Origin of the sequence: Actinoplanes sp. NPDC026623, from assembly GCF_040638275.1 — a bacterium.
Classification (GTDB): domain Bacteria; phylum Actinomycetota; class Actinomycetes; order Mycobacteriales; family Micromonosporaceae; genus Actinoplanes.
Map to the genome: position 1 here is coordinate 1 of NZ_JBEZXZ010000423.1, position 1866 is coordinate 1866.

At 73.2% G+C, this 1866-nt stretch carries 2 protein-coding genes; both read left to right on the forward strand.

The genetic code is table 11. From position 1 onward, the window contains the following. On the forward strand, nt 1-309 hold a 309-nt coding region (locus tag AB0F10_RS45450; protein WP_360640816.1), incomplete at its 5' end, for a DJ-1/PfpI family protein. Between the two features lie 73 nt (nt 310-382). Continuing rightward, on the forward strand, nt 383-1774 hold the full coding sequence (locus AB0F10_RS45455; RefSeq protein ID WP_360640818.1) for an endo-1,4-beta-xylanase: 1392 nt from the start codon (nt 383-385) through the stop codon (nt 1772-1774). Nucleotides 1775-1866 lie beyond the last annotated feature (92 nt).

Below are 1866 nucleotides of genomic sequence, written 5' to 3' on the forward strand. Positions count from 1 at the left end.
GCCGAGGTCGCCGAGACGCTGCGCGACGCGGCCCGCCGCGACTGCCGGATCCTCGCGGTGGGCGAGGCCGTGCTCACCGTCGCGGCGGCGGGCCTGCTCGACGGCCGCCGGGTGTCCACCTGCCCGGCGCACGCCGAGGAGTTGCGGCGCCGCTTCCCGCGCGTGCGGTCGGCCGCCGGGGTCCGCTACGTCGACGACGACCCGATCTTCACGGCGGCAGACGGGCCGGCCGGCCTGGACCTGTGTCTGCACCTGGTCCGCAAGTACCACGGCGCGGCCGCGGCCGCGGCGATCGCCCGAACCCTCTGATCCGTCCCGTATGTGGTCCCCGCTGCCCCCGTCCGCTGTTTGGGAGCGCTCCCATCTGAGAAAGGCGCATCGCATGAACCAGTCATCCGTCCCCAGAGACGCCACCCGGAGATCCCCGCTCCGGGTGGCCGCCACGCTGATCGCGGCGAGCGTCGTCGCCGCCGGCGCGGCGGTGGCGTTCGCCGCCGACGCCGACGCGGCCAGCACCCTCGGCGCCTCGGCGGCGCAGTCCGGGCGCTACTTCGGCACCGCCATCGCCGCGTACAAGCTCAGCGACAGCGTGTACACCACGGTCGCGAACCGCGAGTTCAACATGGTCACGGCCGAGAACGAGATGAAGCAGGACGCGACCGAGCCGAACCAGAACCAGTTCAACTTCACCAGCGGTGACCAGATCGCCACCTGGGCCACCTCCAACGGCAAGCGGCTGCGCGGGCACACCCTGGCCTGGTACGCCCAGCAGCCCGGCTGGATGCAGAACATGAGCGGCACCGCGCTGCGCAGCGCGATGGTCAACCACATCACCCAGGTCGCCACCCACTACAAGGGAAAGATCTACGCCTGGGACGTGGTCAACGAGGCCTTCGCCGACGGCGGCAGCGGCGCCCGCCGCGACTCCAACCTGCAGCGCACCGGCAACGACTGGATCGAGGTGGCGTTCCGCACCGCGCGGGCCGCCGATCCGGCCGCCAAGCTCTGCTACAACGACTACAACACCGACGGGCAGAACGCGAAGAGCAACGCCGTCTACGCGATGGTCCAGGACTTCAAGTCCCGGGGCGTGCCGATCGACTGCGTCGGCTTCCAGTCGCACTTCAACAGCAACAGCCCGGTGCCCAGCGACTACCAGGCGAACCTGCAGCGCTTCGCCAACCTCGGGATCGACGTGCAGATCACCGAGCTCGACATCGAGGGCTCCGGCTCGGCGCAGGCCACCAACTACAGCAACGTGGTGAAGGCCTGCCTGGCGGTCTCGCGGTGCGCCGGCATCACCGTCTGGGGGGTGCGGGACACCGACTCGTGGCGGGCCAGCGCCACCCCGCTGCTCTTCGACGGCAACGGCAACATCAAGGCGGCGTACACCTCGACGCTGGCCGCCCTCAACGGCGTACCTCCGACGGACCCGCCCACCTCGCCGCCCACGTCCGGCCCCACCACCCCGCCGCCGACCGGCGGCGCCTGCTCGGCGAGCGTCACGCTGAACCAGTGGAACGGCGGCTTCACCGCCGCCGTGCGGGTCACGGCCGGTTCCGCCGCGCTCAACGGCTGGGCGGTGACGGTGACCCTGCCGTCGGGTGCCACGGTCACCAACACCTGGAACGCGGTCGCCGGTGGCAGCAGCGGAGCGGTCCGTTTCGCCAACGCCGGCTACAACGCCGGGGTCCCCGCGGGCGGCAGCACCGAGTTCGGCTTCCAGGGCACCGGCACGGGGCCCAGCGCCACCCCGTCCTGCGCCGCGTCCTGACCGGCCGCTCCGGCGCGGGGGGCCCCCCCCCCCCCCCCCGCCGGGGGCCGCCCCACCCCGCGCGGGGGGCCCCCGGCCGGCCCGCGCCGGGG

What these genes read in the sequence shown, in the direction of transcription:
- AB0F10_RS45455 (WP_360640818.1), top strand. Translation starts at nt 383, where the DNA reads ATGAACCAGTCATCCGTCCCCAGAGACGCCACCCGGAGATCCCCGCTC.